General features: G+C 59.0%; 24 protein-coding genes. 10 read left to right on the forward strand and 14 right to left on the reverse strand.

The genetic code is table 11. The annotated features are described in order from the left end of the window. Positions 1-10: 10 nt before the first annotated feature. Both glnA and JJQ51_RS22270 read right to left on the reverse strand, forming a co-directional pair. A complete protein-coding gene (gene glnA, locus JJQ51_RS22265; protein WP_113333771.1) occupies positions 11-1,420 on the reverse strand; it encodes a type I glutamate--ammonia ligase in 1,410 nt (469 codons plus the stop codon). Positions 1,421-1,484: 64 nt separating this feature from the next. Further along, the gene (locus tag JJQ51_RS22270; RefSeq protein ID WP_015339877.1) at positions 1,485-1,823 is read right to left on the reverse strand and encodes a P-II family nitrogen regulator; all 339 of its coding nucleotides are present in this window, start codon (positions 1,821-1,823) and stop codon (positions 1,485-1,487) included. A 348-nt stretch (positions 1,824-2,171) separates the two neighbouring features. Between JJQ51_RS22270 and JJQ51_RS22275 the strand changes: the two genes are divergently transcribed. Further along, complete coding sequence (locus JJQ51_RS22275; RefSeq protein WP_113389618.1) at positions 2,172-3,647, forward strand: NAD(P)H-hydrate dehydratase; 1,476 nt, start codon at positions 2,172-2,174, stop codon at positions 3,645-3,647. A gap of 2 nt (positions 3,648-3,649) precedes the next feature. On the opposite strand, the gene JJQ51_RS22280 is transcribed toward JJQ51_RS22275, so the two are convergent. Together JJQ51_RS22280 and uvrA are read right to left on the reverse strand one after the other, a co-directional pair. Further along, positions 3,650-4,456, reverse strand: coding sequence for a DUF72 domain-containing protein (locus JJQ51_RS22280; protein WP_113333773.1), 807 nt, complete (start codon positions 4,454-4,456; stop codon positions 3,650-3,652). 32 nt (positions 4,457-4,488) lie between these two features. Continuing rightward, positions 4,489-7,410: an excinuclease ABC subunit UvrA gene (gene uvrA, locus JJQ51_RS22285; RefSeq protein ID WP_113389619.1), complete on the reverse strand. Its 2,922-nt coding sequence runs from the start codon at positions 7,408-7,410 to the stop codon at positions 4,489-4,491. A gap of 271 nt (positions 7,411-7,681) precedes the next feature. Here uvrA and JJQ51_RS22290 point away from each other — a divergent pair, with 271 nt between their 5' ends. Further along, the gene (locus tag JJQ51_RS22290; protein ID WP_113389633.1) at positions 7,682-8,242 is read left to right on the forward strand and encodes a single-stranded DNA-binding protein; all 561 of its coding nucleotides are present in this window, start codon (positions 7,682-7,684) and stop codon (positions 8,240-8,242) included. A 432-nt stretch (positions 8,243-8,674) separates the two neighbouring features. Here JJQ51_RS22290 and JJQ51_RS22295 read toward each other — a convergent pair whose 3' ends face one another. Then, positions 8,675-9,307, reverse strand: a complete 633-nt coding sequence (locus JJQ51_RS22295; RefSeq protein WP_113389621.1) for a MarC family protein — start codon at positions 9,305-9,307, stop codon at positions 8,675-8,677. Between the two features lie 224 nt (positions 9,308-9,531). On the opposite strand from JJQ51_RS22295, the gene gyrA reads away from it, so the two are divergent. Continuing rightward, the gene (gene gyrA / locus JJQ51_RS22300; RefSeq protein ID WP_069612165.1) at positions 9,532-12,327 is read left to right on the forward strand and encodes a DNA gyrase subunit A; all 2,796 of its coding nucleotides are present in this window, start codon (positions 9,532-9,534) and stop codon (positions 12,325-12,327) included. 142 nt (positions 12,328-12,469) lie between these two features. Here gyrA and JJQ51_RS22305 read toward each other — a convergent pair whose 3' ends face one another. From JJQ51_RS22305 to JJQ51_RS22320, 4 genes are all read right to left on the reverse strand, one after another. Beyond that, positions 12,470-13,360, reverse strand: coding sequence for an NAD-dependent epimerase/dehydratase family protein (locus JJQ51_RS22305; RefSeq protein WP_113352678.1), 891 nt, complete (start codon positions 13,358-13,360; stop codon positions 12,470-12,472). A gap of 214 nt (positions 13,361-13,574) precedes the next feature. Continuing rightward, complete coding sequence (locus JJQ51_RS22310; RefSeq protein WP_257713997.1) at positions 13,575-13,709, reverse strand: hypothetical protein; 135 nt, start codon at positions 13,707-13,709, stop codon at positions 13,575-13,577. A gap of 39 nt (positions 13,710-13,748) precedes the next feature. Further along, a complete protein-coding gene (locus JJQ51_RS22315) occupies positions 13,749-13,907 on the reverse strand; it encodes a hypothetical protein (RefSeq protein WP_015339886.1) in 159 nt (52 codons plus the stop codon). Between the two features lie 91 nt (positions 13,908-13,998). Further along, entirely contained in the window at positions 13,999-14,223 is a 225-nt protein-coding gene (locus JJQ51_RS22320; protein ID WP_233788709.1) for a hypothetical protein, read from the reverse strand. Positions 14,224-14,425: 202 nt separating this feature from the next. Between JJQ51_RS22320 and coaD the strand changes: the two genes are divergently transcribed. The 7 genes from coaD (at position 14,426) to JJQ51_RS22355 (ending at position 20,291) form a co-directional block, all read left to right on the forward strand. Further along, complete coding sequence (coaD, locus tag JJQ51_RS22325; protein WP_113352540.1) at positions 14,426-14,938, forward strand: pantetheine-phosphate adenylyltransferase; 513 nt, start codon at positions 14,426-14,428, stop codon at positions 14,936-14,938. Positions 14,939-14,967: 29 nt separating this feature from the next. Further along, positions 14,968-15,540 carry a peptidylprolyl isomerase gene (locus JJQ51_RS22330; RefSeq protein WP_112421537.1) on the forward strand — a complete coding sequence of 191 codons (573 nt, stop codon included), beginning with the start codon at positions 14,968-14,970 and terminating at the stop codon, positions 15,538-15,540. A gap of 114 nt (positions 15,541-15,654) precedes the next feature. Continuing rightward, the gene (locus JJQ51_RS22335) at positions 15,655-16,164 is read left to right on the forward strand and encodes a peptidylprolyl isomerase (RefSeq protein WP_092715425.1); all 510 of its coding nucleotides are present in this window, start codon (positions 15,655-15,657) and stop codon (positions 16,162-16,164) included. Positions 16,165-16,252: 88 nt separating this feature from the next. Beyond that, positions 16,253-17,338 (forward strand): tRNA preQ1(34) S-adenosylmethionine ribosyltransferase-isomerase QueA, encoded by a 1,086-nt coding sequence (gene queA / locus JJQ51_RS22340; RefSeq protein ID WP_113352539.1) that lies wholly within the window; start codon positions 16,253-16,255, stop codon positions 17,336-17,338. Positions 17,339-17,344: 6 nt separating this feature from the next. Further along, positions 17,345-18,475 carry a tRNA guanosine(34) transglycosylase Tgt gene (gene tgt, locus JJQ51_RS22345; RefSeq protein WP_113352538.1) on the forward strand — a complete coding sequence of 377 codons (1,131 nt, stop codon included), beginning with the start codon at positions 17,345-17,347 and terminating at the stop codon, positions 18,473-18,475. A 245-nt stretch (positions 18,476-18,720) separates the two neighbouring features. Continuing rightward, positions 18,721-19,146, forward strand: a complete 426-nt coding sequence (locus JJQ51_RS22350) for a VOC family protein (protein WP_113352537.1) — start codon at positions 18,721-18,723, stop codon at positions 19,144-19,146. Positions 19,147-19,400: 254 nt separating this feature from the next. Then, positions 19,401-20,291: a cell wall hydrolase gene (locus JJQ51_RS22355; protein WP_113352536.1), complete on the forward strand. Its 891-nt coding sequence runs from the start codon at positions 19,401-19,403 to the stop codon at positions 20,289-20,291. Between the two features lie 80 nt (positions 20,292-20,371). On the opposite strand, the gene JJQ51_RS22360 is transcribed toward JJQ51_RS22355, so the two are convergent. From JJQ51_RS22360 to JJQ51_RS22380, 5 genes are all read right to left on the reverse strand, one after another. Further along, the gene (locus tag JJQ51_RS22360) at positions 20,372-20,794 is read right to left on the reverse strand and encodes a DUF4864 domain-containing protein (protein ID WP_113333784.1); all 423 of its coding nucleotides are present in this window, start codon (positions 20,792-20,794) and stop codon (positions 20,372-20,374) included. A gap of 57 nt (positions 20,795-20,851) precedes the next feature. Then, positions 20,852-22,117: a beta-ketoacyl-ACP synthase II gene (fabF, locus tag JJQ51_RS22365; RefSeq protein ID WP_113352535.1), complete on the reverse strand. Its 1,266-nt coding sequence runs from the start codon at positions 22,115-22,117 to the stop codon at positions 20,852-20,854. 17 nt (positions 22,118-22,134) lie between these two features. Next, positions 22,135-22,641, reverse strand: coding sequence for a winged helix-turn-helix transcriptional regulator (locus JJQ51_RS22370; protein WP_113352677.1), 507 nt, complete (start codon positions 22,639-22,641; stop codon positions 22,135-22,137). Positions 22,642-22,788: 147 nt separating this feature from the next. Further along, complete coding sequence (locus tag JJQ51_RS22375) at positions 22,789-23,379, reverse strand: NADPH-dependent FMN reductase (protein WP_113352534.1); 591 nt, start codon at positions 23,377-23,379, stop codon at positions 22,789-22,791. 136 nt (positions 23,380-23,515) lie between these two features. Further along, complete coding sequence (locus tag JJQ51_RS22380; protein WP_113333787.1) at positions 23,516-25,417, reverse strand: ABC transporter ATP-binding protein; 1,902 nt, start codon at positions 25,415-25,417, stop codon at positions 23,516-23,518. Position 25,418: the final 1 nt, after the last annotated feature.

The following is a 25,418-nucleotide window of genomic DNA, read 5'->3' on the forward strand; positions in this document are numbered from 1 at the left end:
GTGTCCGATATCAGACCGAGTAGTACATGTCGTATTCGACCGGATGCGGGGTCATTTCGAAACGCATGACTTCCTGCATCTTCAGTTCGATGAAGGCATCGATCTGGTCGTCGTCGAAAACGCCGCCAGCGGTCAGGAACTTGCGGTCCTTGTCCAGGCTTTCCAGCGCTTCGCGCAGCGAGCCGCACACTGTCGGGATCTTCTTCAGCTCCTTCGGCGGCAGATCGTAGAGATCCTTGTCCATGGCCTTGCCGGGATGGATCTTGTTCTTGATGCCGTCGAGGCCGGCCATCAGCATGGCTGCGAAGCCGAGATAGGGGTTGGCGGTCGGGTCAGGGAAGCGGACTTCGACGCGCTTTGCCTTCGGGTTCGAGCCGAACGGAATGCGGCAGGAAGCGGAGCGGTTGCGCGCGGAATAGGCGAGCAGAACCGGAGCTTCATAGCCCGGGACGAGACGCTTGTAGGAGTTCGTCGACGGGTTGGTGAAGGCATTGATGGCCTTGGCATGCTTGATGATGCCGCCGATGTAATAGAGGCAGCTTTCGGACAGGCCTGCATATTCGTCGCCGGCGAAGGTCGGCTTGCCGCCTTTCCAGATCGACTGATGAACGTGCATGCCCGAGCCGTTGTCGCCGAAGATCGGCTTCGGCATGAAGGTTGCCGTCTTGCCATAGGCATTGGCGACCTGATGCACGACATATTTGTAGATCTGCATCTTGTCGGCGTTGCGTACCAGCGTGTCGAACTTGATGCCGAGCTCGTGCTGGGCGGCTGCGACTTCGTGGTGATGCTTTTCGACGACGACGCCCATTTCGGCGAGAACCGTCAGCATTTCCGAGCGCATGTCCTGGCAGCTATCGATCGGCGGGACCGGGAAGTAGCCGCCCTTGATACGCGGACGGTGGCCGAGGTTGCCCGTTTCGTAATCGGTGTCGTCGTTGGACGGCAGTTCGCTGGAATCGAGCTTGAAGCCGGTATTGTATGGATCGGCCTTGTACTTGACGTCGTCGAAGACGAAGAATTCGGCTTCCGGGCCGAAGAAAGCGGTATCGCCGATGCCGGAGGCCTTGAGATAGGCTTCAGCCTTTTTGGCGGTGCCGCGCGGATCGCGGTTATAGGCTTCGCCGGAGACCGGATCGAGGATGTCGCAAAGGATGACCATGGTGGACTGCGCGAAGAACGGATCCATGTGGACCGTATCCGGATCGGGCATCAGCACCATGTCGGATTCGTTGATGGCCTTCCAGCCGGCAATCGAGGAGCCGTCGAACATGACGCCGTCGGCGAACATGTCTTCGTCGACACAGATCACATCCATGGTCAGGTGCTGGAGCTTGCCCTTCGGATCCGTAAAGCGCAGGTCGACGAACTTGACGTCGTTATCCTTGATTTGTTTCAAAATTTCGCTTGCGGTCGTCATTAAATTACTTCCCTTGACTTAGATGACGATTAAACGAGCCGCGGCCGAGAATAGGCCGGGCAGATTAAATGGCGTCGATGCCCGTTTCGCCGGTGCGGATTCGAATGACTTCTTCCACGTTGGAAACGAAAATCTTTCCGTCGCCGATACGGCCTGTTTGCGCAGCCTTGCGTATGGCCTCGATCACCGCTTCCGCATTTTCGTCCGCCAATACAACTTCGACCTTCACCTTCGGCAGGAAGTCGACGACGTATTCGGCGCCACGGTAAAGTTCCGTATGGCCCTTCTGACGACCGAAGCCCTTCGCTTCCGTGACGGTGATACCCTGCAGGCCGACTTCCTGAAGGGCTTCCTTCACTTCGTCGAGCTTGAAGGGCTTAATGATCGCTTCGATCTTTTTCATGAGAAAATGTCTCTCCGCTTCTCCTGATACAGCAGGACTACTCCCCGCTCGGCCAACGTAATGCACGTACCATGCCAATTGAGGACGGACCGCTGTAAAAAATCTCGGCGAATTCGCACCGAGACGATGAATTGATGAGGATTTTTCGGAAAAATGGAAGCGATTTCGCGCGGAAATGCGTGGGATAAGCAAAATTTCGCAAAAAAGAGCCACGCGCCGCAGGTTTGTGCTTCGGCAAGGCCTTGAATGTTATTGTTTAATTTTTATGCAAATGCATATTTATCGACCAAAATGGCCACCGGAATAGCGGTTGTTTTTGAGGCAGATTTCGCATCTATAATATCCGCCATGATGTTGCCGCTCACCGATCTGCTCCTCACCCCCGACGCCATGTCTGCCGTCGACCGCGCCGCAGCCGCATCCGGCATCGATTCCTACGGGCTTATGGAGAAGGCAGGGCAGGCGGTTGCTGCCGTCGCGCTCCGGCACTTTCCCGGAGCCGTCCGATATGCCGTTCTCTGTGGACCGGGAAACAATGGCGGCGACGGCTATGTGGCAGCGCGCGCGCTGAAACAGGCCGGGGCCGACGTGCGGCTTTTCCGTCTTGGCGATCCCCAGCGGCTCAAGGGCGATGCTATCAGTGCTTTTGCTGATTGCCCGGTCGCGGGCGAGACGATCGAGGGCTTTATTCCACTGGCTGGCGACGTCGTGATCGATGCGATCTTCGGCGCGGGCCTGTCGCGGCCGGTTCCGGATGACGTGGCCGCCGTTATCGCTCGCGTCGCGGCTGCTGATATTCCCGTGATTTCAGTCGATCTTCCGTCGGGTCTCGATGGTCGTAGCGGTCAGGTTCTCGGTGCAGCCTTCCACGCCGCGCACACGGTGACCTTCATGACGCGCAAGCCGGGCCATCTTCTCTTGCCCGGTCGCGATCTGTGCGGCGAGCTGGAGGTTTTCGACATCGGCATTCCCGACCGCATCGTCCGCGCGCACGCCGATCGCTCGCTCGCCGAAAACAAGCCGGCACAATGGCAGGCGGCCATACCTTCGGCGGGCGTCGATACGCACAAATACAAGCGCGGCCATCTCGTCGTCTTCTCGGGCGGGCCGAACGCGACAGGTGCCGCGCGCATGTCCGCCATGGCCGGGTTGAAGGCGGGGGCAGGGCTCGTCACCATCGCCTCGCCGCCAGAAGCGCTTGATGTCAATGCCGGCCTGCTGACGGCAATCATGCTGCATTCCATCGCGGATGAAGCCTCATTGCTCGAATGGCTTGCCGATAAACGCCTTTCGAGCTTCATTCTTGGGCCTGGCTTCGGCGCCGGCGAAAAGGCGCGGCAATTCTGCTTCGCGCTCGCGGATCGCCACCTGGTGCTGGATGCCGACGGCATCACCTCATTTCGCGACGAGCCGCAACGGCTGTTCGATGCCTTTGCCGAAGGACCGACACGCTTGGTGCTGACACCCCATGAGGGAGAGTTCGGCCGGCTCTTTCCCGATATCGCTGCGGACGAAAGCTTGAGCAAGGTCGACAAGGCGAGGGCGGCGGCAGCCAGAGCTCACGCCGCCATCATCTACAAGGGTGCCGATAGCGTCATCGCCGCTCCGGACGGCAGAGCACTGATCAACGCCAATGCGCCACCCTGGCTTGCGACCGCCGGCTCCGGCGACGTACTTGCCGGCATTGTCGGCGGCCTGATGGCGCAGGGGGCGCCGGCCTTCGAGGCGGCCGCCGCCGGCGTCTGGCTGCATGGGCTTGCCGGTCAACATGCCGGGAAGGGGCTGACCGCCGAAGACCTCGTCGCAGCCGTTAAACCGCTATAGCGCTATTTCGCAACTTCCTGCTGCAGGGCGATCGCACCGGGCGGCGCATTTACCTTGCCTTCATGGATCATGAAGGCGAAGACATCGCGCGGCTCCTCCTTGACCTTACGCTTTGCATCGATCAGCGGCAGATCGTCCGGTACCCTTCCGGCGGCCCAGCTTTTCAAGCGATCCGCCCAGGCTTTCAGATCCTTCGGCGGATAGCAGGTCTTGATATCGTCCGATCCCTTCTGCAGGCGGGCATAGACGAAGTCTGCCGTGACATCCGCAATCATCGGATACTCGAAATGCTCGGCGCAAACGGGCGCGACATTGTATTTTTCGAGCAGCGCGACGAACTCCGGCACTTTGAAGGAATCGTGCCGGACCTCGACGACGTGTCTCAGCGCAAGACCATCCTGCTTCGCCGGTAGCAGCTTGAGGAAAGCCTCGAAATCATCCGGATCGAATTTCTTCGTCGGTGCGAACTGCCAGAGCAGCGGGCCGAGGTGATCGCCGAGCTCGCTGATGCCGGATTCCAGGAACTTCTGCATCGATTCACCGGCTTCGGAAAGAACCCGCCGGTTGGTGACGAAACGTGTCGCCTTCAGGGAGAAGATGAAGCCATCGGGAACATCGGCCGCCCATTTGGCAAACACTTCAGGCTTTTGCGTGCTGTAATAGGTGCCGTTGACCTCGATCACTTTCAGCTGGCGGCTGGCATAATTCAGCTCGTCTTTCTGCTTCAGCGTGTCGGGATAGAAGGTCCCGCGCCAAGGTTCGAAGGTCCAGCCGCCTATGCCTGTGCGGATTTCGCCCGCTTTGGTCATTCTCTCCTCCTTGGCCATTCGGCCGGTCAATCTCACTCCGCCGCCGCAACCTTCTTCACCGGGCGCCGCTCCAGCAACTCCTTCAGGAACTGCCCCGTATAGGAGCGCTTTTCCTTGACAATCGTCTCCGGCGTGCCGACAGCCACGATCTCGCCGCCGCCATCACCGCCCTCCGGACCGAAATCGAGGATCCAGTCGGCAGTCTTGATGACTTCGAGATTGTGTTCGATGACGACAACCGAATTTCCTTGATTGACCAGTTCGTGCAGCATCTCCAGAAGCTTGGCGACATCGTGGAAGTGCAGCCCGGTTGTGGGCTCGTCGAGGATGTAGAGCGTGCGGCCGGTCGATCGCTTCGACAGCTCCTTGGCTAGTTTGACGCGCTGCGCCTCGCCACCCGAAAGCGTATTGGCCTGCTGCCCGACCTTGATATAGCCCAGGCCGACGTCCTTCAGGCTCTGCAGCTTGTCGCGCACGGCGGGAACGGCCGCGAAGAAATCGACGCCTTCCTCGACCGTCATGTCGAGCACATCGGCGATCGACTTGGTCTTGAAGGTGACGTCTAGGGTCTCGCGATTGTAGCGCTTGCCGTGGCAGACGTCGCAAGTGACGTAAACATCGGGCAGGAAGTGCATCTCGATCTTGATGACGCCGTCGCCCTGGCAAGCCTCGCAGCGGCCGCCCTTGACGTTGAAGGAGAAACGGCCGGGCTGATAGCCGCGCGCCTTGGCTTCCGGCAATCCGGCGAACCAGTCGCGGATCGGAGTGAAGGCGCCGGTATAGGTCGCCGGATTCGAGCGCGGCGTGCGGCCGATCGGTGACTGATCGATATCGATGACCTTGTCGATATGCTCGAAACCGTCGATACGGTCATGATCGGCAGGAATCTCGCGGGCACCCATGACGCGGCGTGCCGCCGACTTGTAAAGCGTCTCGATCAGGAAGGTGGACTTACCACCGCCGGAAACGCCTGTGACCGCCGTAAACACGCCGAGCGGGATGGATGCCGTGACGTTCTTCAGGTTGTTGCCGCGCGCGCCGACAACCTTGATTTCCTTGCCCTTTTTGGGCTTGCGGCGTTCATCCGGAACCGGCACGCCGAGCTCGCCGGACAGATATTTACCGGTCAGTGACTTCGGGTTCGCCATGATATCCTGCGGTGTGCCATGCGCCACCACCTGGCCGCCATGCACGCCGGCTGCGGGACCGATATCGACGACATCGTCGGCCGTCAGGATCGCATCCTCGTCGTGCTCAACGACGATGACGGTGTTGCCGATATCGCGCAGATGCTTCAGCGTCTCCAGCAGGCGGGCGTTGTCGCGCTGATGCAGCCCAATGGAGGGCTCGTCGAGAACGTAGAGAACGCCCGTCAATCCCGAACCGATCTGCGATGCCAGCCGGATGCGCTGGCTCTCACCGCCGGACAGCGTGCCCGAATTACGCGACAAGCTCAGATATTCGAGGCCGACATCATTGAGGAAGCGCAGGCGATCGCGGATTTCCTTGAGGATGCGGACAGCAATCTCGTTCTGCTTGTCAGTGAATGTTCCCGGCAGCGCGTCAAACCAGTCGCGGGCAACGCGGATCGACATCTCCGCCACCTGGCTGATGTGCAGCTTGTCGATCTTGACCGCCAGGGCTTCCGGTTTCAGGCGATAGCCGTTGCAGGCCGGGCAGGGGGCGGCCGACATGAAGCGTTCGATCTCCTCGCGCGCCCAGGCGGAATCCGTTTCCTTCCAGCGGCGCTCGAGGTTCGGCACGATGCCTTCGAAATTCTTGTGCGTGGTGTAGGAGCGCGCGCCATCGGCATAGTGGAATTCTATCTTGTCTTCCGTGCCGTTCAGAATGACATCCTTGGCCTTGTCGGACAGCTCATTCCAGCGATTGCCGAGCTTGAAGCCGTAGTGCTTGCCGAGCGCCTCCAGCGTCTGATTGTAATAGGGCGAGGTCGACTTGGCCCAGGGCGCGATCGCGCCATCGCGCAGCGTGCGTTCGGGTTCCGGCACGATCAGTTCCGGATCGATTTTCTGCTGCGAGCCCAAACCGTCACAGGACGGGCAGGCGCCGAAGGGATTGTTGAACGAGAACAGACGCGGCTCGATTTCCGGAATGGTGAAGCCGGAAACCGGGCAGGCAAATTTCTCCGAGAAAAGCACGCGCTCATGTGTTTCGTTCAGCGACTTGTTGGCGGAGCCGCCGGCAGCGGTCTCCTCCGGCGGCAACGGCTTGTCGGCGAATTCCGCGACGGCAAGACCGTCGGCAAGCCGCAAAGAGGTCTCGAAGCTGTCAGCGAGACGCGCCGCCATGTCCGGACGTACGACGATACGGTCGACGACCACATCAATGTCGTGCTTGTATTTCTTGTCGAGCGCCGGCACATCGGCGATCTCGTAGAACTGGCCGTCGACCTTGACGCGCTGGAAGCCCTTTTTCATGAGCTCCGCCAGTTCCTTCTTATATTCGCCCTTACGCCCGCGCACGAGCGGCGCGAGAATATAAAGCCTCGTACCTTCCTCATAAGCGAGAACGCGATCGACCATCTGGCTGACCGTCTGGCTCTCGATCGGCAGGCCAGTGACCGGCGAATAGGGAACGCCGACGCGGGCAAACAGCAGACGCATATAGTCGTAGATTTCAGTGACCGTGCCGACCGTCGAGCGCGGATTGCGCGAGGTCGTCTTCTGCTCGATCGAAATCGCCGGCGAGAGGCCGTCGATCTGGTCGACATCCGGCTTCTGCATCATTTCGAGGAACTGGCGTGCGTATGCCGAAAGGCTTTCGACATAGCGGCGCTGGCCCTCGGCATAGATGGTGTCGAAGGCGAGCGACGATTTCCCGGAGCCGGAAAGGCCGGTCATGACGATCAGCTTGTTGCGTGGCAGGTCAAGATCGATGCCCTTGAGATTGTGCTCGCGCGCACCACGTATGGAAATAGTCTTCAGTTCGCTCATCGTCGTATGCAGGTCCCTTGGAGTCTGCCTTTATTTAGTGATGTCAGCCCGCGAGTCGAGGCTGAAATGAAGGGTAGAGCCGGGTTTTCGATTCCGTTGACATCATCATAGGGATAAATTAGAACAAATAAAGAACAAAATTATTGCGGCGATTTCTTTGTGGATGAACGGAACTGGGAAGGCCGCATAAATAGCACCTGACAGCCGCTATGGGTTAAGGTGCGCAGATAGAATTTCAAAGCCGTCGATGGGCGGCAAGCAGGGTGATGTCATGGCCGGTAGTGTGAACAAGGTAATTCTGATTGGAAATCTCGGGGCGGACCCGGAAATCCGCCGCACGCAGGACGGCCGCCCGATCGCCAACCTCAACATTGCTACCTCGGAAACCTGGCGCGACCGCAATTCCGGCGAGCGCAAGGAAAAGACCGAATGGCACCGCGTCGTCATCTTCAATGAAGGCCTCTGCAAGGTTGCCGAGCAGTATTTGAAGAAAGGCGCCAAGGTCTACATCGAAGGTGCGCTGCAAACCCGCAAATGGCAGGATCAGAACGGTCAGGACCGCTACTCCACGGAAGTCGTGCTGCAGGGCTTCAATTCGACCCTGACCATGCTTGATGGCCGTGGCGAAGGCGGCGGTTCCATGGAAGGCGGCAGCCGTGGCGGCCGCGGCGGCGGTGACTTTGGCGGTGGTTACGGCGGCGACTACGGTGGCGACGATTACGGCCAGTCCTCGTCGCAGGGCTCTTCCCGCGGCAGTGGCGGCAACCGTGGTGGCAGCAGCCAGGGCGGCGGTAACTTCTCGCGCGATTTGGATGATGATATCCCGTTCTGATCGATATGCTTGCCAGCTAAACTATCCAATAGCTCACCTTCAGGTGAGCTATTTTACGCACAGCGCGGCCAGACAGAAGGCTCACCTATCGAGCGGATTCGAGCCTTCCGATTGATTGTTTAATTCTTCTAGGATTAATTGGCAGCTCACTATGGTATCCTTGATGTTCTCCTTCGTTAAAATGTGAGTTCTGGATACTTCGTCAGCGAGATAAATAAAAAGAATCTTTTTCTGTAGATTATCTTCTGTAACGATGTTGATGGACGCATATTCAGTGTCTTTTTCATCTACCAAGTACTCCGTCTTTATAAAAGTATATCCATATTTCTTGAAGAATCCACGGATTATGTTTTTGAAAAACATTGCCGATCCTTATTCAATGCACACCGAAACACGATGTTCTGTGTAGCGCGGGTGATAGCGATAAAAGCTTTAACCTGCTTGTAGCGCCGCTTTTGCCCCATCTACGACGAACTGCGCGGCAAGCGCCGCAAGGATAACCCCGAGCAGGCGGGTCAGAATGGCGCGGCCGGTGGCGCCCAGCATTCGGTCGAGCCTGTCGGAAATGGCAAGGGCCGCAAAGACCAGGGCCAGATTGACGGCGATGACGCCGATCAGTTGCGCGCGGTCGAGCGTGGTTTGCAGCGATCCTGCCAAAAGGATTGTCGCCGAGATGGCGCCGGGACCGGCGATCAAGGGCAAGGCGAGGGGGAAAACCGCGATATTGCGGATATGATCCTTGGTAATGGCGACTTCCGTCGTCTTCTCTTTCCTGTCCTGCCGCCGCTCGAACACCATCTCGAAGGCGATCCAGAAGAGCAGTAGCCCGCCGGCAATACGAAAAGCGCCGATGGAGATGCCAAGGACGCCAAGAACACTCGCACCGAAGAGCGCAAAGGCTGCCAGAATGAAGAAGGCGATCAGCGAGCCACGCAGCGCCACTTGCTTGCGCTCTGAACGGTTCATGCCGGCCGTAAGTCCGATGAAAAGCGGTGCGAGCCCCGGCGGATCGACAGTGACAAGCAGAGTCGTGAAGGCATTGATCAGCGTATCCGCGCTCGCCATATAGTCCCCAGAGCTTATTCTGTCGTTGTTAACGGGCATTGTTATGCGAGGAATGGGCTTTCGCAAAGGGCCATGCATCCGCGTCGATGGATTTCGCCATGGAAATGTTCGATTCCATGGCTTAAAGGGGCAAAACCTGTTCAAAAACACCGGCCCAAATTGGCGCTCGCCAGGCCTTTCGGCTATAAATTTCGCAGTGATTCTAAAAGAGATCGTGATCTGTTTTGACTGAGCAAACACCACCCGGCGGCGGGAAGCTCCCGCCAGGCATCGAGCCGATTTCCATCATGGAGGAAATGCAGCGGTCCTATCTCGATTACGCCATGAGCGTGATCGTCAGCCGCGCGCTTCCCGACGTCCGTGATGGTCTGAAGCCCGTTCATCGGCGCATCCTTTATGCGGCGCATCAGAGCGGCTATCACTGGAACCGCAAATATGTGAAGTCGGCCCGTCCCGTCGCTGACGTCATGGGTAGCTACCACCCGCACGGCGACGCCTCGATCTACGACGCCTTGGTCCGCATGGCGCAGGACTGGTCGATGCGGGTGCCGCTCATCGACGGGCAGGGCAATTTCGGCTCGATCGACGGCGATCCGCCGGCGGCGATGCGTTATACGGAATCGCGCCTGACGAAGGTCGCCCACGAACTTCTTGAGGATATCGACAAGGAAACGGTCGATTTCCAGGAAAATTACGATGCGACGACGGAAGAGCCGAAGGTTCTGCCGGCACGCTTCCCGAACCTGCTGGTCAACGGCTCGGGCGGCATCGCCGTCGGCATGGCGACGAACATTCCGCCGCACAACCTCTCCGAAGTCATCAATGGCTGTATCGCGCTGATCGATAATCCGGCAATCGAGCTGCCTGAGATGATGGAGATCATCCCCGGTCCGGATTTCCCGACCGGTGCGAAGATCCTCGGCCGCGCCGGCATCCGCTCCGCCTATGAGACGGGCCGCGGCTCGGTTGTCATGCGCGGTGTCGCGACCATTGAGCCGATGCGCGGCGATCGCGAGCAGATCATCATCACCGAGATTCCCTATCAGGTGAACAAGGCGTCGATGATCGAGAAGATGGCCGAACTCGTGCGCGAGAAGCGCATCGAAGGCATCTCGGATCTGCGCGACGAATCCGACCGCCAGGGTTATCGCGTTGTCGTCGAGCTGAAGCGCGACGCCAATGCCGATGTCATCCTGAACCAGCTTTATCGCTACACGCCGCTGCAGACCTCCTTTGGCTGCAACATGGTGGCGCTGAACGGCGGCAAGCCGGAGCAGATGAACCTGATGGACATGCTGCGCGCTTTCGTGGCGTTCCGTGAGGAAGTCATCAGCCGCCGCACCAAGTATCTGCTGCGCAAGGCGCGCGATCGCGCCCACGTCTTGGTAGGTCTGGCCATTGCCGTCGCTAATATCGACGAAGTCATCCGCGTCATTCGGCAAGCGCCCGATCCGCAATCGGCCCGTGAAGAGCTGATGACGCGCCGCTGGAATGCAGCGGACGTCGAATCGCTTATCCGGCTAATCGATGACCCGCGTCACCGCATTAATGAGGACGGCACCTACAACCTCTCGGAAGAGCAGGCCCGCGCCATTCTCGAGCTGCGTCTGGCACGCCTGACCGCTCTCGGCCGTGACGAGATCGATGAGGAACTCAATCAGATTGGTGCCGAGATCAAGGACTACCTTGATATTCTCTCGTCGCGTGCCCGCATCCAAACCATTGTAAAAGAAGAGCTTGCTGCGGTTCGCGACGAATTTGGGACGCCGCGCCGCACCGAGATCGTCGATGGCGGCCTCGAGATGGACGACGAGGATCTGATCGCCCGCGAGGACATGGTCGTCACCGTGTCCCATCTCGGCTATATCAAGCGCGTGCCGCTGACCACCTATCGTGCGCAGCGGCGTGGCGGCAAGGGCCGCTCCGGAATGACCACCCGCGACGAGGATTTCGTTACCCGGCTATTCGTTCTCAATACACATACGCCGGTTCTGTTCTTCTCGTCCCGCGGTATCGTCTACAAGGAAAAGGTCTGGCGTCTGCCGATCGGCACGCCGACATCGCGCGGCAAGGCACTGATCAACATGCTGCCGCTGGAACCCGGCGAACGCATCACCACGATCATGCCTCTGCCGGAAGATGAGGATAGCTGGGACAATCTCGACGTCATGTTCACGACGACGCGCGGAACCGTGCGCCGCAACAAGCTGTCGGATTTCGTGCAGGTCAATCGCAACGGCAAAATCGCCATGAAGCTCGAGGAAGAGGGTGATGAAATCCTCTCCGTCGAGACCTGCACCGAACACGACGACGTGCTGATGACGACGGCGCTCGGCCAGTGCATCCGCTTCTCGGTTTCGGATGTGCGCGTCTTTGCCGGCCGCAACTCCATCGGCGTTCGCGGCATCAGCCTTGCATCCGGCGATCGCATCATCTCGATGACGATCGTCCGCCACGTGGATGCCGAGCCGTGGGAGCGCGCGGCCTATCTCAAACGCTCCGTCAGCGAGCGCCGCTCCGCAACGGGCGATGACGAGGAGATTGCGCTGGTCGGCGAAGAAGTCACCGAAGAGGGACAGCTCAGCGATGAGCGCTACGAGGAGCTCAAGGCGCTCGAGCAGTTTGTTCTGACCGTTTCGGAGAAGGGTTTCGGCAAGCGTTCGTCTTCCTACGATTTCCGTATCTCCGGCCGCGGCGGCAAGGGTATCCGCGCCACCGACACGTCGAAGACGGGCGAGATTGGCGAGCTTGTTGCTGCCTTCCCGGTCGAGGACGGCGATCAGATCATGCTTGTCTCGGATGGCGGTCAGCTGATCCGCGTGCCCGTCGGCGGCATCCGCATCGCCAGCCGCGCCACCAAGGGCGTCACCATCTTCTCGACCGCCAAGGATGAGAAGGTCGTCTCTGTCGAGCGTATCAGCGAGCCGGAAGGCGATGAGGACGATGCTTCGGCAGCCGAGGATGACGCCGCTGCCGGTGAAGCAGGAGGTGCCGGTAGCGAGGGTGGCAGCGAAGAATAGTCTTCGCTGTGCCTACTCGGAAAGGGTTCGGCAGGACCATCTGGGAGCTGAAGATTTTCAATCGCATGAGCTTGGCAGCTGGCTCATGCGATTGTCATTTGGAGCATGGCCTGCCCGGATCTGGCGGCCATTTCCCAACCCGTTATTCCGGGCGTTCGTAGTTTTGCGAAAAAGGCGGCAGAACCTCGAGGCTCTCCCGATCCAGCTGCGCGAAAACCTCATCATAGCCAAAGCGGAAATGCCAGCCGAGGACCGCGCCCGCAGATTTCGACGCGTAGATGCGATCAATTCTGTCAGGCAGCAACCAGTTTCGCTGTGCAAATTTGGCGGCAAGGCCAGGCGCGCGCAGCTGGATGATGGAGGCGGCGTCCACCGCGAGCGCCTCGCAATCTTCCGGTTTGAACAACGTGCCGGCGGAAACAATATGTCGTTGAAAATCTTTGCCGCCATTCGTCAGCGCCGCGACATGGGCATCCGCGACATCGCGGATATCGACACCGCGATGCAGGCGATGAATAGCCATTACATTGGCTGTTTCTGGAAAACTTCGAGACATGCGTAAAACGCGGACCTGCAAATCCGGGCCAGTCATCCCTTTAAGGATCTGCTCGGCTTCCAGTTTCGTGCGGTGATAGATGCTTTTCGGTTGCGGTACGGTGTCTTCATCGACCCATGTGCAATGACCGGGAGCAACGGCGCGACCATAAAGTGCGGTCGTGCTGGTAAATACCAGTCTCTTAACGCCGGCAGCCAGTGCCGCTTCCGCAAGCTGCCGTGTTCCGTCCACATTGATGCGGCGAAATTCATCGTCGGAAACCGCGCCGACATGAGGGGCATGCAGGGCCGCGCAATGGATGACTGCATCCGCACCCGTCAGCGCCTGGCGCAGCAACGCCGCATCGGCAAAATCTCCGAGGAGATGCGTCGTCGAAAACGGTGAACGATCGATGCCAATCACCCTATGGCTTGGCGCCAGCGCATTAAAGATCGCCCGGCCAAGTCGCCCGGAGCTGCCTGTCAGAACAACGCGCATCTCGATCCCTCGATGAACCGCGATCATCATAGCATGATTGAAGCGGCTGGCGCTCTTTCCCTTGCAAAATCACGATTTTGCGTCTTTGCGGCAGGGCCTGAAGGGAAAGCGCCGGGACCATAATGGTAATAAAAAACCGGACGCTGGCGGGGAAAGCGTCCGGTTCAGGGTCCATCCGAGCATATGGCGGGGAGAGATGCTCGGTACGCGGAGATCAGAGCGTCTTGTGACGCTTATGCAGCCTCTTGCTCTCTTCGCTTTCGCGATGAAGCGCCGAAATGGTGGATGCGACTGACACGACAAACATGATGCTGATGAAAAGTGTAAGCAGCGTCAAAATTGTGAACATGATCGCTCCCTCCTTTGGTGGGACTAGCGTTCAGATCCCTTAGTACTGGCTCGAGGCAACGAAGGGACGAGCCGAAGCAAAGGGACCGTAGATCTTCGACTGGTCGGGTTTCTGATCGTAAAGCGCAACGGTTGCTGCGAGCATTCCCGAAATCATGGCCATCCAAACAACGTTAATGAGGGTGATCTTGTCGGGCATACTCTTCTTCCTTCTTGCCGCAATATGCGATCTGAGTTTCGGTCTGTTAACGCGGCGTTTCCCAAATGGTTCCGCCGATATTGAGAGCTATCTAGCAATGCGCGTCTGAAGCGACCTTGAATGCCTTGTTCATCTGGCGTTCAGATTCGCGATGCGTCCTGCGCATAGCAGTGGCGATTTCTTGGGCAAAATCGATGTCCTTGCCGCTTTCCGAGGCGGAATCCCATTCGATCTCATAATTATCGGCGAAAAGATGAACGAGGTATTCGACGAAAAATGAACCGATGATGGCGCCTGCGATGATGAAGACGAGCATGGCATGATGTCCCTGAAATCGAGATTGGCGAGCCATTGAAGCAGGCCCGTTTCGATGTTGATGTCAGTAAAGCATTGTCGAGCTGAAACGGGCTTGAACGGCGCGTTCATCTGCAGTTCAGAGGCGGCCGCTGGGTTGCAAATCACTTGCGATACGGCCTCATCCATGACAAAAGGCGTCGAAACAACGAGCCGGCTTGGTAATGACGACAGCCTTCTATCCTGGGTCCTTCGACCCGATGACCAACGGACATCTGGATGTCCTCGTGCAGGCGTTGAACGTCGCCGCCAAGGTGATCGTCGCGATTGGCATTCACCCCGGCAAGAAGCCGCTTTTCTCCTTCGAGGAGCGGGCGGAGCTCATCCGCAGATCGCTCGGTGAGGCTCTGTCGCAAAAGGCGGGCGATATTTCCGTCGTCGCTTTCGACAATCTGGTCGTCGATGCCGCCCGCGCCCATGGCGCGACCTTGCTGGTGCGTGGCCTGCGCGATGGCACCGATCTCGATTATGAAATGCAGATGGCTGGCATGAACAGGCAGATGGCGCCGGATATCCAGACGCTGTTTCTGCCAGCCGGTACGGCCTCTCGGCCTATAACCGCCACATTGGTGCGGCAGATCGCATCCATGGGTGGCGATGTCAGCGCCTTCGTGCCGTCAGCGGTTCTGGAAGCGCTGAACGGCAAACTCAAAAATAAGGCCAGCGGCAACAGCTGAGCCGAAATACAATCCCGAACGGAGCATCCATGAAACTCTTTCATATTGCATTGGCAGGATTCCTGAGCCTTGCCGCCTTCGCAGGCAGCGCGTTCTCGGCCGCAGCCGCAGATCTTTTGACCATCCAGCTCAAGGACGGCCCGGTGGTCATCCAGTTGATGCCGGAAGTTGCTCCGAAGCATGTCGCGCAGATCGAAGCGCTGGCGAAGAAGGGTGCCTACGACAACGTCGTATTCCATCGCGTCATCGATGGCTTCATGGCCCAGACGGGCGACGTGCAGTATGGCAATGCCTCCAAGGGGTATGATCCGAACAAGGCCGGCACCGGCGGTTCCGATCTGCCGAACCTTCCGGCAGAATTCTCCAAGGTTCCGTTCACGCGCGGCACCGTCGGCATGGCGCGCGCCCAGGACCCGAATTCTGCCAATTCGCAGTTCTTCATCATGTTCGCCAATGGCGATTTCCTGAACGGCCAGTACACGGTCGTCGGCAAGGTCATCTCGGGCATGGAGCTCGTCGACAAGATCAAGCGCGGCGAAGGCCAGAACGGCGAAGTGAGCAACCCCGACAAGATGATCAAGGTTACTGTCACCAAGAAGTGATTTCACGGGCGTGATTCCAAAAGGCGCGGCGCGGCTTTTGGACGAGATCGCGCCAAGGCAAGCTGCATGATCCAGTTATGATCATGCGCAAACAGAGAGAACAAGGAAACGAACATGGCTGAGATCAAGGATCCAGAAAACACCCTCATCCTGGAAACCACCAAGGGCCAGGTTGTCATTCAGCTTCTGCCGCAGGTTGCTCCCGAGCATGTCGCCCGCATCAAGGAACTTGCGCGCGAAAAGGCGTATGATGGCGTCGTCTTCCATCGTGTCATCGATGGCTTCATGGCCCAGACCGGCGACGTGCAGTTCGGCAAGCAGGGCAGCGAAACCTTCAATCCCGGCCGTGCCGGCATGGGCGGCTCTTCCAAGCCGGATTTGAAGGCCGAGTTCTCCGCGACGTCGCATATTCGCGGCACCTGCTCAATGGCCCGTTCGCAGAACCCGAACTCGGCCAATTCCCAGTTCTTCATCTGCTTCGCGGATGCTCCCTGGCTGAACAAGCAGTACTCCGTCTGGGGTCAGGTCATCTCCGGCATGGAATTCGTCGACCAGATCAAGCGCGGTGAGCCGGTAAAGGATCCGGATTCGATCGTATCCGCGCGGGTTGCCGCCGACGTCTGATCGTGATTATTCCTGAAACCCGCCTCTTGCGCCGCTAGCGTGAGGGGCGGGTTTCGCTTTGCCTGAATGAACTGCCTGGACCAATTGAATGCGTGTTGACCTTTTCGATTTCGATCTGCCGGAGGAGCGTATCGCGCTCAGGCCCGCCGAGCCGCGCGATAGCGCGCGCCTGCTCGTCGTCGATCCAAACGATGGTGCCAACACGCTGAGCGACCATCAGGTGCGGGATTTGCCATCTTTCCTGCGCCCCGGCGATGCCATGGTCTTTAACGATACAAAGGTGATACCGGCGCAGCTGGAAGGCATTCGTCATCGCGAAGGCGCCCCTGGCCAGCAGGTCTCGGCCACCTTGCACATGCGTGCCGCGCCGGATTGCTGGAAGGCCTTTGCCAGGCCCGGAAAGCGCATCAAGATCGGTGACCGCATCCAGTTCGGTCATGGCGAAAATGTCTGCGTTCTGGGCTCGCTCGATGCGACTGTCGAGGAGAAGGGCGAGGGCGGCGAAATTACTCTGCGGTTCGATCTATCCGGCCCAGCGTTGGACGAAGCGATCGCCGCGGTCGGGCATATTCCCCTGCCACCTTATATCGCAGCGAAGCGTCCCGAAGACGAGCGCGATCGCGCCGATTACCAGACGATTTACGCGCGTGAAGAAGGCGCCGTCGCGGCACCTACCGCTGGCCTGCATTTCACGCCATCCCTGTTTGCTGCACTCGATGCCATTGATGTCGAGCGGCATTTCGTGACGCTGCATGTCGGAGCCGGTACCTTCCTGCCCGTCAAAGCCGACGATACCGACGATCACAAGATGCATTTCGAGATCGGCTATGTCGATGCCGCCACTGCCGCAAGGCTCAATGCCGTCAAGGCGAGGGGCGGGCGCATCGTCTGTGTCGGAACCACGTCGCTGCGATTGATCGAAAGTGCCGCCGCAGACGACGGCGCCATCCAGCCCTGGCAGGGTGCTACGGGCATATTCATCACGCCCGGCTATCGCTTCAAAGCCGTCGACATGCTGATGACCAATTTCCACCTGCCGCGCTCGACCTTGTTCATGCTCGTATCGGCCTTTGCCGGCCTCGATACGATGCGCGCGGCCTATACACATGCTATCGAGACGGGCTATCGCTTCTATTCCTACGGCGATGGCAGCCTGCTCCACCGGAAAGACTAGGACGAAATGAGCGAGAGCTTTCAGTTTCAATTGAAGAAGACCGATGGCGGCGCGCGCCTCGGCGAAGTTTCCATGCCGCGCGGCACGATCCGCACGCCGGCATTCATGCCCGTCGGCACGGTCGGCACCGTCAAGGCGATGTATCTCGACCAGGTGCGCGAAAGCGGCGCCGATATCATCCTCGGCAATACCTATCATCTGATGCTGCGCCCGACTGCCGAGCGCGTCGCCCGCCTCGGCGGCTTGCATCAGCTGATCCGCTGGCCACATCCGATCCTCACCGATTCCGGCGGATTCCAGGTGATGTCGCTTTCGGGCCTGCGCAAGCTGGATGAGCAGGGCGTTACCTTCAAGTCGCATGTCGACGGCAGCCTGCATCATATGTCGCCCGAGCGGTCGATCGAGATCCAAGGCCTGCTCGATTCCGATATCCAGATGCAGCTCGACGAATGCGTCGCTCTGCCGGCAACGCCGAAGGAGATCGAGCGTGCCATGGAAATGTCGCTGCGCTGGGCGGAGCGCTGCAAGGTCGCCTTCGGCAACCAGCCCGGCAAAGCGATGTTCGGCATCGTCCAGGGCGGCGATGTGCCGGAGCTTCGCGTCCGGTCGGCTCAGGCGCTGAGCGGCATGGATCTGAAGGGCTATGCGGTCGGTGGCCTTGCCGTCGGCGAGCCGCAGGAAGTCATGCTGCGCATGCTTGAGATCACGCTTCCGGAACTGCCGGTAGATAAACCGCGCTATCTGATGGGTGTCGGCACACCGGACGACATCCTCAAATCCGTCGCTCGCGGCATCGATATGTTCGATTGCGTGATGCCGACCCGCTCGGGCCGTCACGGACTGGCCTTTACCCGTCGCGGCAAGGTCAATATCCGCAATGCCCGCCATGCCGAAGACATGCGCCCGCTCGACGAGCAGTCGAACTGCCCGGCCTCGCGGGATTATTCCCGCGCCTACCTGCACCATCTTGTCCGCGCCAACGAAGCGCTCGGCGGCATGCTGCTCTCCTGGCACAATCTTGCCTACTATCAGGAACTGATGCAGGGCATCCGCCAGTCCATCGCCGAAGGCCGCTTTGCCGATTTCATGGCTGAAACGATGGAGAACTGGGCGAGGGGCGATCTCGAACCGGCGTGATCCAGCTACGCTGAGGATACGCTACGCGATCTTGCTCCTCTGGCGATTTCGCGCTAACAGAAGCCTGTCGAAAAAGGCAGGGTTGGTTTCGGTAGGCCCAACCCCTTCCAGCCTGGAAGCACTGCTCCTTGCCATTGGTGATGAGAGCCCGCGACGCGGAACTTGACCATTGTGGTCGAGTGTCCCGCGTTGGCGTGGGCCGGATCGACCGACATGTCTCCGCGGGAAAGCCTTTTGGAGCTGTCATGAGACTGAACCACCTGGATCTGTATGTTCCCGATGTCGCCGCGACGCGGGATTTCTTTATTTCCGTTTTTGGCCTGAGGGAGGTGGAAACGCGAGGCGCAAATGGCCTTGCCATCCTTCGCGATGATGCCGGGCTTGAACTTGTCATCAGTCGGCCTGTCGAGAAGTTCGGCGGCGCCGATGGCGTTTCCGTCGGTTGCAATACCTATCATATCGGCTTCATGCAGCCCTCTCGAGAAGCCGTCGATCTGTTGTTCGAACGGGCGAAATCGAGCGGCTGCGAGATCTGGAAACCACCTTCGGCCATACGTGGCAATTGGTCGTTTTATTGTTTCGCGCCGGGGCGAATCCTCGTCGAGGTCGGCTGGCGCATGGAGCTTGCTCTGTTGGTAAATCATTTATTATCGATTGATTGCTATCCTTAACAAACATCATTTTGAGCCGGCTGGAACGGGCTTGCTTTGGGCAATTTCCGTTTCCGGCCATGTTTCAAAGTGAGCTCGACGACAATAAAGCATTGGGAAAAATAGCGAATCGGAATAAACGGTCCATCCGCCTTTGAAAAAACGTCATTGGCTGATTTGATTGCGTGGCTGCTTGGAATTTTGAAAAAATCCGGCTAAAACGCATTCTCTTAATCGATAAGGGCTGTACTACCGAAAATAGGAGGCACTTGCCGTTGAGGGCGCAACGCAAATTCGGGGCATGTCTTTCGGGACTATTGGTTGTCGGCCTAGCCGCTACCAGCTGCACGACGACGCAGAAGACAACAGCTACCCCCAGCAATACCACCAAGCCCATTCGTGGCGCGAAGGTTACCTATAATTACACGATGAAGGACAAGGACTGTCTCGAACGTGCAATGTACTTCGAATCGGAGCGGTCCGACCCGAGTGGTTACATGGCAGTCGGTACGGTCGTGATGAACAGGCTGACCTCCGGGGCCTATCCGCCCACGATCTGCGGCGTAGTTGCCCAGGAAAAGCAGTTCGCGCCAGGCGTGATGACCAGGGAAGTCAAGGATCAGGCAAAGCCAGATCTCGAAGTTGCTGCCTCGAAGATCCTACGCGGCGAACGGCATCCCCAGGTGAAGGACGCGATGTTCTTTCATACTGAGGGCCTGAGATTCCCGTACGACAATATGCACTACGTCGCTTATGCCGGCGGTAACGCGTTCTATGAGAAGCGTGGTCGCGATGGCGAATTGCAGACGCCTGCGCCGCTTCCGGCTTACGAGGTTGCGATGAATTATGTGCCCACGCAGGGCGCGCCGCAATCTCCGTTTGTGCTGCCGGAAACGCAGCCGGCGTCCACGACGTCTGCCGTTGCGGCATTTACGCCGGTCTCGAACCCGATGGTGACCATGCCGCAGAGCGCCATCGTTATCCCAACTGCAGTTCCGATCCCGACGCCCGCGCCTACGGACATGGCAATTTCAGGACCACTTCCGAACGGCGAGACCACGTACACGAATACGCCTATGCCGGCTTCAACGGTCGTCATCCCGCAGCCACGGCCGGAATTCGACGGCAATACGTCTGCAGGAAATCCGCTTAGAATTCGCGGTTAATAAGATCCGGCCTAAGCCCTATGACAGCGCGTCTCTCCTTTGAGACGCGCTGTTTGCGTTTGGGGGGTGAGCAATATGCCTCAGATACCCTCGCTCGCCGTTTTGGCAAGAATTTGCACGCCGTTGATCTTATAGCTGCCGTCGGGCTGGCGGGTGATTTGATAGATCGCTGTCCAGTCCTTGTCATCGGTGCCGGTGATCAGCACCTCCTGATAGACGACGGCACCGTTGTCGATCGCTCGGCTCTTGCCGAAGGCGTAGTTGCCCGGGTGGTAGACCGGCAGATAGTTCTTCCTCACCATGGCGAAGAAGCTGTCCTTATCCGGGAAGAGCGCCTTGATGCCGGGTGCGGCGAAGGAATAGGCGGTCGCCGCATCATCCTGCAGAAAAGCCTCGATTTGTTGCTCAATGAGGCTCTGTGCCGTTTGCACCGGATCTTCCGCGTAAGCGACCGGCATAAAGGCAAAGCAGCAGAGAAAAACGGCGAAAGAAAAAGCGCGCATGTGCATCCTCAGCCATGTGAGAAGAGCTTAGCGCGCTTTGATCTCAAGCAGAAGCGATTACTGCCAGCGGCGGAAGAGGGCGCTGGCGTTGACGCCGCCAAAGCCGAAACCATTGGAGATCGCATAGTCCATGGCCATCGGTCGCGCGGTGCTACCGACGATGTCGATGCCTTCCGCCGCCGGATCCGGATCCTGTAGATTACGGGTCGGCGGCGCTATCTGGTCTCGCAGAGCCATAATCGTGAAGATCGCTTCCATGCCGCCAGCGGCGCCCAGAAGATGGCCGGTCGCCGCCTTCGTACCGCTGACGGCAACCGCACCGTCACGGCCGAAGACGGTTTTGATGGCTTCCATCTCGCCTCGGTCGCCGACCTGGGTCGATGTCGCATGCGCATTCAGATGCTTGACCTCCGCCGGCGAAATGCGAGCCTGGGAAAGTGCCGCAAGCATGGCCCGGCGCGCACCATCGCCATCTTCCGGCCCTGCCGTCATGTGATAGGCATCGGCGGCAGTGCCATAACCGACAAGCTCGGCCAGCGGCGTGGCGCCACGCGCAAGGGCGTGCTCCAAGGTCTCGATGACAAGCATGCCGGCACCTTCACCCATGACGAAGCCGTCACGCCCGCTGTCGAATGGGCGGGAGGCTTCTTCCGGGCGGTTGCTGAAGCCGGTCGAGAGAGCACGCGCTGCAGCGAAGCCGCCAAGGCTCACTTTGTCGATGCAGGCTTCGGCACCGCCGCAGATGGCGACATCGGCCTCTCCGGAGCGGATCAGCCGCGCGGCATCGCCGATCGCCTGCACGCTGGCCGCACAGGCGGTGACTGGCGCACCGAGCGGCCCCTTGAAGCCATAGCGGATACTCACCTGGCCAGCGGCGAGGTTGACGAGGAAGGAGGGGATGGTGAAGGGTGACAAACGCCGCACGCCTTTCGTTTCCGCCGTGCGAACCGCATCAGCGATGGCGGGAAAGCCACCGACGCCCGATGCAATGATCGTGGCCGTCCGTTCCAGAGCGCCGACGTCAGTCGGTTGCCAGCCGGCCTGCAGGATTGCCTCTTCGGCGGCCGCCATGGCAAATTGGATGAACCGGTCCATCTTTTTCTGGTCTTTGACCGGCACATAGCGGTCGGCGTCGAAGCCGGCTTCGAGGTCCTCCGATATATCGGGAACAACACCACCGATCTTGGCGGTGAGATCACCTACCATTTCCTCAGGCAGCAGCCTGAGGCCGGAACGCCCCTCGACCAGCCGCTTCCAGCTTGCATTGACACCCACGCCCAGGGGAGAAACCAGTCCCATGCCGGTGACGACGATACGATCCATGTCTTGCTCCTATTCTGTCAGGCGTCGAAGCCCAGAAACCATGCTTTCATCTGGGCTATGCGTTCATGAACGGTGTCATCGGCCGCAGGCCCGGGCACAAGCATCGTGTCTTCGGGCTGGAAGGTGCGGCCGGTGACGCGGTCGATGAGAAGCGGGTCGCGATCCTCACCGGTATTGGCGTCGACGAGGCGCATTGCGACTTCTTCGGTAGGCAAGTGCCGATTGCCCCAGGTGAAGAGCGCCATCAGCACGGGGAAGAAATCCCGGCCCTTCTCGGTCAGCACATATTCGTAGCGCGGCGGCCGCTCTTGATAGAGTCGCCGCTCGAACAGACCTTCGTCTGTGAGATGCTTGAGGCGCCGCGTCAGGATGTTCGGTGCAACGCCGAGATTTTTCTGGAATTCGTCGAACCGGCGCAATCCCTGCAGCGCATCACGCAGGATCAGGATGCTCCACCAGTCGCCTACGCTTTCAAGCGCACGGGCGGCGGGGCATTTGAAATTGCTGAAGCTGGTTCTCTGCATGGGCGAGGCAGATAGCATGAGTAACTATCATGATGCAAGTTACTATCGCGAAGCTAGATTTGCTCGAAGCAGGAACTCAATCTGCTGGCGCGCGAAGCTAGATGGGAATGAGCGAAATGCGCCTGGCTGTGGCCAGGCCGCGGGTTTTCAGTACGGAGGTGCCTTACGGGCGCGCTGCTGTTTTGCTGCCTCGGTCCACCAGGTGAGGTCGTCGGCAAAACGGGGAAAAGCTCTTGCCAGCGCATCGCCTCCGCTCCCGGTGGGTCTGCCGTCAGCGTCCAATGCTGCCGATATGTTGGCGACGGCAAGCGTGCTTGAGATGACGACCATTCCCATCTCTGAAAGAGTGCCATGCCAGGCAGGCGCCGCATGTGCGCCGGAGAGGCGGCCGCCGGAGTAGCTGGCAATCGCCGCCGGGCGCCAGAACCATTCTTCCAGATAATGATCGGTCAGGTTCTTCAGGCCGGGCTGCATACCCCAATTGTATTCGCCGGTGACGAAAACGAAGGCATCGGCGGCTCGAATTTTTGCGGCAAGCCTCTCCATTGCCGGAGGAGCAGATCCTTTGGGATATTCCTTATACATTCGATCGAGCATCGGCAGTCCAACCGCCTGCGCATCGATGAGCTCCACGTCGTTTCCACGCTCAATCAGGCCCGCTACGATAAAATTCGCGAGCCGGATGCCGACGCGATCCGAGCGGTAGGAACCGTAGAGAACCAGAATACTGTCGGCCATTATTGATTATGTCCTCACAGTCTTGTGCGGCATGTCTGGAGCGGTTCAGCTCTTTATGGAGTCTTTGAACTGCTCTACCTCATTGTTTCCACGCAATTCTTGACGAAAATCGCTACGCACTTTTCCGGGAATTGCTTTAGGTTCGCGACTCCACCGGTACCGAAGCGGAGACTTCCTCCTCCGGAATATCGTCGAAGGACGCATAATTGAGGTTATAGAGCTTCGAGTAAAGCTTGCCGTTTGCCATCAGCTGATTGTGGTTGCCGCTTTCAAGCAACTGGCCGTTTTGCAACACGATAATGCGGTCGGCCTCGCGGATGGTGGCCAGACGATGGGCGATGACGAGACCGGTGCGGCCTTCGAGCAGCTTCACCAACGCTTTCTGGATCAGCATTTCGGTGTAGCTGTCGATATTCGCCGTCGCTTCGTCGAGCACGAGGATCTTGGCGTCGGCAACAAGGGCACGGGCGAAGCTGACGAGCTGGCGCTGGCCGAGTGAAAGACCGCCGCCGCGCTCGCCGAGAACGGAGTCGTAGCCATCCGGAAGGCGCATGATGAACTCATGCGCGCCGACCGCTTTAGCGGCCTCGATGACCTCTTCGCGTGTCGCCTCCGTCTTGTTGTAGCGGATGTTCTCCAGCACCGTACCGGTGAAGAGGAACGGCTCCTGTAGCACCATGGCGATCTGGCGTCCGAGCGAATCCTGTGTAAGGGAGCGCACGTCATGGCCACCGACCAATACCTGACCATGCTGCACATCATAGAAGCGATGGATGAGCGCCATCGAGCTCGACTTGCCCGAGCCCGTTGGCCCGATCAGCGCTACTGTTTCTCCCGGATTAACCCTGAAGCTCACATTCTTCAGCACGGGATGCTTGGGATTATAGCCGAAGATCACATCGCGGAATTCCACCGAGCCGTCCATATCCGGCGACAGCTCGATCGCATCGGGCGCATCCTTGATGTCGACTGGAACATCGAGCACCTCGGTCAGCCGCTGGCCGGACGCCATGGCGCGCTGCATGACCGAATATTGCATGGTCAGCGAACGGATCGGGTCGAAGAAGCGCTGAATGTAGAACAGGAAGGCGACCATGATGCCGACATCGAGCTTGTGGTTCAGCACCATCGAGCCGCCGACGATGATGACGATCGCCATGGCCATGCCAGTCAGCGTGTCGACGATCGGCACCATGACCTGGGCATAGCGGGCCGCCGTCAGGTGCGTCTGAAGGTTCGCATGGGCCTTGTCGTCGAAAAGCGAGAAGTTCACGCTCTGCCGATGCATGCCCTGGACGGCGCGCACCCCATGGATCGCTTCCGCCAGTGCGCCATTGGTAACGGAGTTGGTCTCATGCGCGTTCATGAAGGCGACACGCGCCTTCGGCAGCCAGAACAGCCGCACGATGAAAAGGATCGGCATGACGGAAAGCGTCAGCAGGCCGAGCCGGAAATCCAGCGACAGCATGACGATGACGATGCCGAAGAGCAGGGCAATGTCACCGACGGAAAGCACTGAAGTTTCAAGGAATTCCTGCATGGAGTTAACGTCGCCCTGCAGGCGCGACATCAGGCGACCGACTTCCGTTTTATCCATGAAGGATAGCGAGACCCGCTGCAGATGCGCAAACATCGCCCGGCGAATGTCGAACAGCACTTCCTCGGCGACCTGGCCGACATAGGTTTCCTGCACATAGCTTGCTCCGTAATTGACGAGGATGGCCGCCGTGAAAACTCCCAGAGACAACCAGAGTGCGGAATAATCTATGGCTCCGGGCGCCATCGCACTGTCGATCGCATGGCGGATGACGAGCGGTATGACGATTTGCGATGCGGTGAAGAGCAGAACGGCCGCAACGGAGATGTAGATCTGCCGCCGATAGGGGCTGACGAAGGCCCAGATGCGGCGGATGATCTTGCTGTCGAAGACCTTGCCGAATATCTCCTCTTCGACGCGATGGGACCCGACCACGGCACGGGGAGGGCGACGACCATCCTCGCGCACATCGTTGCGCTCGGTTTCGATGGTTTCCGACATT

This window comes from Rhizobium sp. AG207R (assembly GCF_027109195.1).
In the GTDB taxonomy this organism is placed as follows: domain Bacteria; phylum Pseudomonadota; class Alphaproteobacteria; order Rhizobiales; family Rhizobiaceae; genus Rhizobium; species Rhizobium dioscoreae.